The following is a 1849-nucleotide window of genomic DNA, read 5'->3' on the forward strand; positions in this document are numbered from 1 at the left end:
CTGCCTGCCCCCTGACCTTTCCCTTCAGAACAACGCAGTTCCCCCAACCCCTCGCCGCGACCGAGCCGGCCGCGCCCGCGACCACCATTCCGGTACCGCAGCCGGCCACCGGCGGCGGGCCCCGCCCACCGCAGGGCGCGGCGTTCCGGCCCACCGAGCCACTCGACCTGCCCCGGCCGCGCCGGGACGAACGCCGGCGTGGCGGCCGGGCCTGGCAGGCACTGATCGGCGGAGCCGCCGTCCTGGTGCTGCTCGCCCTCTGCGGGCTGGCCATCGCCGCCCTGCTGGAGAACCGGACCGGTACCCCGCAGGCCGGCTCCCCCACGGGTCAGCCGGTGGTGGACCAGTCCGCCGCGGCCGACGGGACCGACCTGGACTCCCGGGACACCGACCAGTCGGCGCTCACCGCCAAGGAGGTCTTCCCGGGCCGGCAACTGGTGGTCGCCGACGGCCAGCCGGCGTACGACGTGCTCAGGACCAACTCCAGCGGCAGCTGCGCGGTCGCGGCCAGCGGCGAGATCGCCGACCTGCTGGTCCGCCTCGGCTGCAACCAGGTGGTCCGCGCGACGCTCCGCTCCCCCGACGGGAAGTATCTGCTCACCGCCGGCCTGTTCAACCTCACCGACGTGGCCAGCGCACAGCGTGCGCGGGACCGGATCCGGCAGCTGCTCGACGAACGGCAGGGCCGGTTCCGGGGCATGACCGCCGGCGACGGCACCGACACCGTGGCGAAGGCCGCCGCCCGGGTCGGCTGGCAGGTACGCGGCCACTACATCGCGTACTGCCTGGTCACCCGCACCGACGGGGAGCGGATCGCCAGCACCGACGCCAAGGCCCGGGAGATCCTGTACGACCTGATCGAGGCGTACCTGAACCGCAGCGTGCTCGACCGCCGGGCGAACGGCGGGGTGGCCAGCCAGCCCACCGAGGCCGCGACGGACGGCCTCACCGGCCAGGACGGCACCGTCAACTGAGCGCGCTCAGCCCTCGGCGACCGGCACCCGCAGCCGGCGGGTGAGTTCGGCCCGGCGGGCGTACCCCGCCGGGTCGTCCGGGTAGCCGACCTCGACCAGGGCCAGCCCGTGCGCCGGCGCCACGGTCACCTCGCTGGACCGTTCCCGCCGGCTGAGCAGGCTCGCCGGCCACTCGACGGGCCGCCGCCCGTCCCCGGCCACCAGCATCGCGCCGACCAGGCTGCGCACCATGTTCTGGCAGAACGCGTCGGCCTGCACGGTGGCGACCAGGATCCCGTCCGGGTCCCGCCGCCAGTCCAGCCGGGTCACCTCGCGCAGCGTGGTGGCATTCTCCTTCCGCCGGCAGTACGCGGCGAAGTCGTGCTCCCCCACCAGCCCCGCCGCGGCGGCGTTCAGCGCCGCCAGGTCCAGGGGCTTCGGCCACGCGAGGGTGTCCGTGCGGCGCAGCGGCTCGGCGCCCCACGGGGCGTCGGTCGCCCGGTACTCGTAACGGCGGAAGGTGGCCGAGAAGCGGGCGTCGAACTCGGCCGGCACCTCGGTCATCGCCCGGACCCGCACGTCGGGCGGGAGGAGCCGGGCCAGCCGGCGCAGCAACTTCCCGTCGTGCTGCCGCCAGACCTCGGCCGGCAGGTCGAGGTGGCAGACCTGCCCGGTGGCGTGCACCCCGGCGTCGGTCCGGCCGGCCACCGTCAGCCCCGTCGCGGTGCCCGCACCGAGGACCAGGTCCAGCGTCTCCATCAGCACACCGGCCACCGTGCGCCGGGTGGGCTGGGCGGCCCAGCCGGAGAACCCGGTGCCGTCGTACGAGACGTCCAGCCGCAGCCGGGTCCGCTCGTCCACCTCGTACCTCCCGTTCACGCCGTCGGGCCCGGCAC

At 75.6% G+C, this 1849-nt stretch carries 2 protein-coding genes; one reads left to right on the plus strand and one right to left on the minus strand.

All coding sequences use genetic code 11. The annotated features are described in order from the left end of the window. The first annotated feature begins 86 nt into the window (after positions 1-86). Positions 87-974 (plus strand): hypothetical protein, encoded by an 888-nt coding sequence (locus ACWEVO_RS35990; RefSeq protein WP_452311862.1) that lies wholly within the window; start codon positions 87-89, stop codon positions 972-974. A 6-nt stretch (positions 975-980) separates the two neighbouring features. On the opposite strand, the gene truA is transcribed toward ACWEVO_RS35990, so the two are convergent. Beyond that, positions 981-1814, minus strand: coding sequence for a tRNA pseudouridine(38-40) synthase TruA (gene truA, locus ACWEVO_RS35995; RefSeq protein ID WP_452311863.1), 834 nt, complete (start codon positions 1812-1814; stop codon positions 981-983). Positions 1815-1849: the final 35 nt, after the last annotated feature.

It is taken from the genome of Micromonospora sp. NPDC003776 (assembly GCF_053605645.1).